Source organism: Lysinibacillus sp. Bpr_S20 (assembly GCF_023337835.1).
In the GTDB taxonomy this organism is placed as follows: Bacteria; Bacillota; Bacilli; order Bacillales_A; family Planococcaceae; genus Lysinibacillus.
In genome coordinates this window covers 1-4,752 of record NZ_JALNLQ010000025.1, presented here as the reverse complement: position 1 = coordinate 4,752, position 4,752 = coordinate 1, and the positions used below count along the sequence as shown (strand labels likewise).

Here is a 4,752-nt window from a genome sequence, read left to right as displayed (position 1 = left end):
CAGGATCAAACTCTCCATAAAAAGAAATTTGATTAGCTCAAATTGTTTTGCTGGCATCATGTTTGATGTCCAAAATTTTGTTTTGTTCACTAACTCAAAGTTAGCTACTAAAAACTTTATTGATTACGTTTTGCTTGTTCAGTTTTCAAGGTTCATTTACAATTGTTATCTCTTTGTTAAGAGTTAACTTTTATATAATAACATGTTTTATACATAATGTCAAACAGTTATTTTATTTTTATATTGTTCTAGTTGCATGTTCAACAGCAACTTTTATATAATACCATCTAATTCACAGAGCGTCAATAGTTTTATTCATTTTTTTAAAGTTTATAATCTAAATCTTGGCCACGTTTTTAAAAATTGAATAGTACGGTTTCTACCAATTTCTAAAAGCGTTTCTTTCGTCTCTTCATCTAAATCGAATTGAGTGGCGCTATAATCATCAACGGGAATGAAAATAATATCTCTTTCATGCCGTCTTGAAATATATCTTTCATCATGAGCATCTTTCATAGTAGAAAATAAAGCTTCAAATAGATTTAATCCATTTTTAATTTCATGTGGGTGCTGCTCTTCTCTACGTCTACTCAATTTAAGCCCTATAATCGGTCGCACTTTACGTCCTGCTCTATCATCAAATACCCATAACGGGAAATTACTCAATACACCGCCATCTACAATAACTGACTCTCCTTTTCCTGTTTTTAATGTAACGGGTTCAAAGAAAAATGGTATACCACAGCTCATACGTAAAGCACTTGCAACCGAAAAATTGTCCGCATCAATATGATAAATTTGTAAATCATCCGGTAACACGATCATTCTACCATTTGTTAAATCTGAGGCTACTAACTTTAATGAATCTCTAGGTAAATCTCCGAATGTATAAACACCTTTTGCCGCTAATTTCTGAAAAAACCATTTTTCTAATGCTTTTCCTTTATATAAACCTAGATGGTGATAAACATTAATCCACTTCATAAACGGGAATGGTAATATTGTTCTCCTTGGATCTAATAATGAAGGTACATCCAACTCTTCTAACATAGTCTGGATTTCTTTCCCACTATATCCTGCAGCAATAAAAGCAGCTAATATGGCCCCCGCACTTGTTCCAGCTACTCGTTTAAAGCGGAAATTTTCAGCTTCTAATACTTGATACGCCCCCACTAGGGCAAATCCCTTCAAACCACCACCAGAAAAAACACCATCAATCCACAAAATTCCCTCTCCTTTTTAAGGTAATCGTTACATTATATAAAGAGTTATATAAATTTAGAACGAATTCAATGAGTAATTTGTCGAATTTACATACAACTTTGATACTGGCATACAGATCTAAAAATAGTAAAAGGATTAGCTCTGTTCAAGTTAGAGCTAATCCTTTTAACTTAGTTTATGTTATTGCTTATATTACTTAATTTTAAAATGTGCAATTTGACCTTTCAAGTTTTCAACCATCTCATTTACTTGATTGGCTGTTCCAAGCATTTCTTCCATAAAAGCAGATTGCTCTTGCATAGTTGAAGCAATATTTTGGGTACCTGCTGATGTTTGCTCCAATGATTGAACAGTTGTCTCAGTAGTCCCTAATACTTGTTCAGAGCTTGCTGATATTTGTTCTACTGTTGAAGCAATTGATTGCGTTCTCATACTAATGTTTGAAATTAGAGATGAGATTTTTTTAAAAGTATCTCCAGCCAATCTTATTGCGACAGTCTCTTGATCAATTTCATTTACTACTCTCGTAATAGCGTCAACAGATTCATTAGAATTGTTTTGCATTTCAGAGATTAATTTAGTAATGTCATTAGCAGATTGGGCAGATTGTTCTGCTAAATGTCTTATTTCATCTGCAACAACAGCAAACCCTTTTCCATATTCACCCGCCCGGGCAGCCTCAATAGCTGCATTTAATGCAAGTAAATTAATTTGATCTGAAATACTTGTAATTACATTTGTAATTTGTCCCACTTCTATAGAACGTTGATGCATTTGTTCTGTCATTTGCATAGAGGCTTTTGAAAGCTCGTTAATCGAATCAATTCCTTGTACGGATTGTTGAATGACATTATTACCTTGATTGGATTCTTCAGATGTCTTAATAGATTCATCAGAGACATTCGTGGTAGATTCCGTAATTTCTACTATACCCTCTGAAATTTCTCTAATCGCAATTTGATTTTGAATAGCCCCATTTGTTACCATTTCGCTACTTACTGAAACTTCCTGAATCGCTGCCGATACCTGATTAGTCATTTCTGTCACTTGCTCTATACTTTGAGTCAATTCTTTAGACCCATTTGCTACATAGTCTGCTGTTAAGGATACATGACCTATAACTTCTTTTAGCTGTACTTGCATACTATTAAAACTTGATGCAAGTTGACCAATTTCATCATTACTTGTATTTTTTATTTCCTGTGTTAAATCACCAGCCGCAATTACTTTAGTATAATCTACAAGTTCATTTAACGGTTTAGAAATTCTTTTAGCAGTGAAATATGCTAATATACCACTTACCACAATAAATACAAGTCCTAATAATACACACACTTTTATTAATAAGTTTTCTAAATCAACTATAAAATCTGCATCTTCATCCAATCCTAAGACAGAATCTGTTCCTTGAACTTGTAAAAATGTAGACTTATGAGCACCGTAATCATCTATATAAATATCACTAGTAACCATTTTAGTTGTGCCTAGCGCTGCTTTTTGTTCATCTGTAAACGCTAGTGGAGATAAATACTTATCGTCATTTCCTAAAAATAAAATGACTTCTTTATTATCTACTTTACTCATAATGTACACATTTTCTAAATCATACTTTTCTTGATATGCATTTCCTCTAGACAATAATTCTTGATATGCACTTTTGTTTGTTTTAGCACTATTGATTAATTCTTTATCAAATAGCTCATCAAAATCCTCCATTTTCATTGTTAAGCTCTCTTCAAACTGGGGAATAATATACCCATCAATTAAACGCTCAGCTACGAAAAAAATGGCAAAACTAAAAATTGTGCTTATAACAACAATAGGCATTAATACGTTTAATAATATCTTCTTTCTAATTGTCATACCTTTAAACATCATTAACGCTCCTAATCTGCAATAAAAATTAAACAAATTCCAATTCTTTTAATGTTATATATTGATTCAGATCTAAATTCAATAACCTTATATTCTCATTTAAATCCGGTGATTTATGAAATATTACAGCAAAAGTAGAGCTTTCATTCACTTTCATTGGTCGATATTCTAAAATTTCACCAAAATTTTGTTTAAATGCTTCATGATTAATAGATACAACTTGCTTACAATCAATAGAGGCATCTATTTCAGCACAACAAAAACTATAAATTGAATCATCCATTTGACTAACTATATTTTCCCAATCAGGCTTTTCTTGTTTAAAAAAGTACTCACATGCATTTACACCATATGCATGAACACCAAGTTCATTTGTACCGATACCAGCAAATCTAAGTGGATTTACTTCAATAGGAACAATCTGTTCATCATTATCGATGCGAATTTCAATATGTATAGGGGCAGACTTTAAAGCGAAGAACGATGAAATAGTTCTTAAAAACTCTTGAATTTTGTTGAGAGACTCATTTATTACTTGCTTACTCGTATAGTAAATTCTATCGCTCATGTCTTTCTCATGCCTAAACATTCTTTTAAAAAGATTTAAGATAACAGGTTCCCCATCTTCTGTAAAATATACATCAACAGCGTACTCATCACCTTCAATTAATTTTTCAATTATAAATGATTGATTATTAATAACTTCGATTGGATACTCTGAACCTGTAACTTCCATTTCAAATTTAAGTTGTTTAATAGTTTCTTGATATTCTTCTACCTTATCAATACGATGTACACCTATACTTGAATACCCTATAACAGGCTTAACAATAATAGGGAAAGGTAGAGCACTAGGATCTAATTCTTCTAATTCTTTTAGAGAAACTTCTGTGAAAAAAAAATCTTTATAATGTCTACTTAATGTTTTCCTGAAAGTAACTTTATTTTTCAAAATATCTGTAACAGTTGTTAAATAGTGATTAGGTGCATATTTTGATAAAATATTAAGTCCATTTTCAGAGTTAAAGAGAATTGGAGAATTCCCCTTCTCTAATTCAATCAACAAATCGTCTACCTTTTTTAAATTTATAGTAGATTCGTTTGGTATAAAAACTTCATTTAATTTTATTACCGGAATTTTATTCTTACTAATTGTGTCCGCTAATAGGTCCGAAACATAAGGTCTATCTAGTATTATCAATATTTACACTCCTATCTTATACTTTTTACATATCTATATCCAAATAGTATGTAAAAATAACTATTACCTATTTTAATATATAATACCTATAAAAGCCATAATTTTACCTCTTTATGCTATGGGTAATATTACACCGGAATTAACATGAAAGCATAATTAAATATCTAAATACTAATGAGCATATTTGACTATATAAAGATTAATTTTTGCTAAATTAAATAACTAAAAAAATCGAGAAGCTAATTTAAGCTTCTCGATTTTTTACTATTGATATATTACTATTTGTATAATTTTATATAAAAAAGACAGCCAGCATACAGCTAACTGTCTAAATTGCCTAGCGACGTCCTACTCTCACAGGGGGAAGCCCCCAACTACCATCGGCGCTAAAGAGCTTAACTTCCGTGTTCGGTATGGGAACGGGTGTGACCTCTTTGCCATCATCACTAGAC

3 protein-coding genes and 1 rRNA gene are annotated in these 4,752 nt (G+C 31.5%); all 4 read right to left on the bottom strand.

Features of this window, described 5'->3' with window-relative positions; all coding sequences use genetic code 11:
* Positions 1-330 precede the first annotated feature (330 nt).
* Positions 331-1,224, bottom strand: coding sequence for a patatin-like phospholipase family protein (locus tag MWJ95_RS24285; protein WP_249076384.1), 894 nt, complete (start codon positions 1,222-1,224; stop codon positions 331-333).
* A gap of 192 nt (positions 1,225-1,416) precedes the next feature.
* Entirely contained in the window at positions 1,417-3,102 is a 1,686-nt protein-coding gene (locus MWJ95_RS24280; protein WP_249107386.1) for a methyl-accepting chemotaxis protein, read from the bottom strand.
* A 25-nt stretch (positions 3,103-3,127) separates the two neighbouring features.
* Positions 3,128-4,300: an ATP-grasp domain-containing protein gene (locus MWJ95_RS24275; protein ID WP_249107385.1), complete on the bottom strand. Its 1,173-nt coding sequence runs from the start codon at positions 4,298-4,300 to the stop codon at positions 3,128-3,130.
* A 335-nt stretch (positions 4,301-4,635) separates the two neighbouring features.
* Positions 4,636-4,751: ribosomal RNA gene (gene rrf, locus MWJ95_RS24270) — 5S ribosomal RNA — on the bottom strand.
* Between the last annotated feature and the right edge of the window lies 1 nt (position 4,752).

Coding starts and splice junctions, on each gene's coding strand:
- MWJ95_RS24280 (WP_249107386.1), bottom strand. CDS start 3,102: ATGATGTTTAAAGGTATGACAATTAGAAAGAAGATATTATTAAACGTA.